Annotated in this window: 2 protein-coding genes; both read right to left on the reverse strand. The window is 73.2% G+C overall.

The features are described from left to right. Nucleotides 1-145: 145 nt before the first annotated feature. Nucleotides 146-652, reverse strand: a complete 507-nt coding sequence (locus GJ633_RS16645) for a hypothetical protein (RefSeq protein WP_156589645.1) — start codon at nt 650-652, stop codon at nt 146-148. Then, nucleotides 649-1392 (reverse strand): PGF-CTERM sorting domain-containing protein (locus GJ633_RS16650; RefSeq protein WP_156589646.1); only part of this gene is annotated, 744 nt, incomplete at its 5' end. The genes GJ633_RS16650 and GJ633_RS16645, both read right to left, overlap by 4 nt.

The raw sequence follows: 1392 nt of genomic DNA on the forward strand, positions 1-1392 counted from the left end.
TCAGGCTGGCCGCGAACCAGACCGGCGTCGACCCCGCCACCGTCGCCGGGGACGCGGCGACGCTCGCCGGACAGGTCGAGGAGATCCCGGCCAGCACCGACGACCTTCCGGAGGCGTAGGACGCGGTCGCCACCGACTCGCCCGGCTACGCGTCGCTGTTCCGGATCCGGTAGAGCTGGTGGGTGATCCCGGCGAGCGCGACCAGAAGCACCGCGAGGTTGAACGCCGCGAGCGCCAGCGGCTGGTAGGCGGGGTCGAGCCACGTCCGGATCGCGGTGCCGGTCTGGCTGTAGAATCCCCAGCCGGCGATCAGCGCGAGCAGGACCAGCGCGGCGAGCCCGACCCGGTCGAGGACGGCCCGGAGGTCGCCGGCCGAGAGCCGACCCAGCCGCGAGTCCGAGTCGGCAGTCTGCGTGCCGGTCGGCTCGTCGCCGGTCGGCGCACTCTCGGTCGCCGGCTCGTCGGGGCCGCCGTCGGTCGTCGCCGGCTCTCCGTTCGTCGCCCGTTCGCTGGGCGTCGGCTGTTCCGCGGACGTGTCGGTCTCGGTGGGCGTGTCGGTCATCGGTCGTGTCTCGGGTGCGTCGGTGGTCTGATCGGGGTTCGACTCGTCTCGGTCGGGGGCCGCCGCGTCGTCGGGGCGCTCGTCGGTCATCGTCGCCTCCGTGCCACCAGTGCGGCGCTCGCGAGGGCGATCAGCGCGACGACGGGACCGAACCCGGGCGTCGCGTCGTCGGTGCCGTCGGCGCCCTCCTCGCGCTCCGGCGCGCTGGCGTCGCCGCCCTCTCCGCCCCGCTCGAAGTCCTCGACGGCGAACTCGACCTCCTCGACGGTCTGGTTCGCGCTGATCGTCTCGCGCGGATTCAGGTTGGCCACCCCCTGCGTCTCGTCGATGAGGACGTCGTCGCTCCACAGCGCGGCGTCGACGTAGTAGTTGTAGTTCGCCGGTACTTCCGCGGTGACGGTCACGGTGTCGGTCCGCCCGGGGCGCACCGACCCCACCGTCTCCGTCGCTTCGTCGGCGATCACGTTCGACTCCGCCTGCCGCAACAGCACGCGGAGTTCGAGGGGCTCGGACGCCTCGTCGCCGCGGTTCGTCACCGAGAGCGACACCGACAGGGTGGCGGTCTCGTTGTCGGCCTCGCGCACGCTGACCGCGACGGTCGGCCAGACGTCTCCCTCGGTGAAGCCGACCGGCGAGTCGGCATACTCGGGCGTGAGCGCCCCGACGCCGCCGACGCGCGTCGTCTGGGTCGCGCGCCGTTCGCCGTCGGCGAACACGACGGTCTCGATCCGGTAGCCGCCGGCGCGCTCCACGTCGACGGAGCCGTTGACCGTCCGCTCGCCGCCGCCGTCGACGTCGCCGACGTCGACCGTCGTCTCGTCGACGAGCAG

This window comes from Halorubrum sp. CBA1125, assembly GCF_009742825.1.
Classification (GTDB): Archaea; Halobacteriota; Halobacteria; order Halobacteriales; family Haloferacaceae; genus Halorubrum.

What these genes read in the sequence shown, in the direction of transcription:
- GJ633_RS16645 (WP_156589645.1), bottom strand. Translation starts at nt 652, where the DNA reads ATGACCGACGAGCGCCCCGACGACGCGGCGGCCCCCGACCGAGACGAG.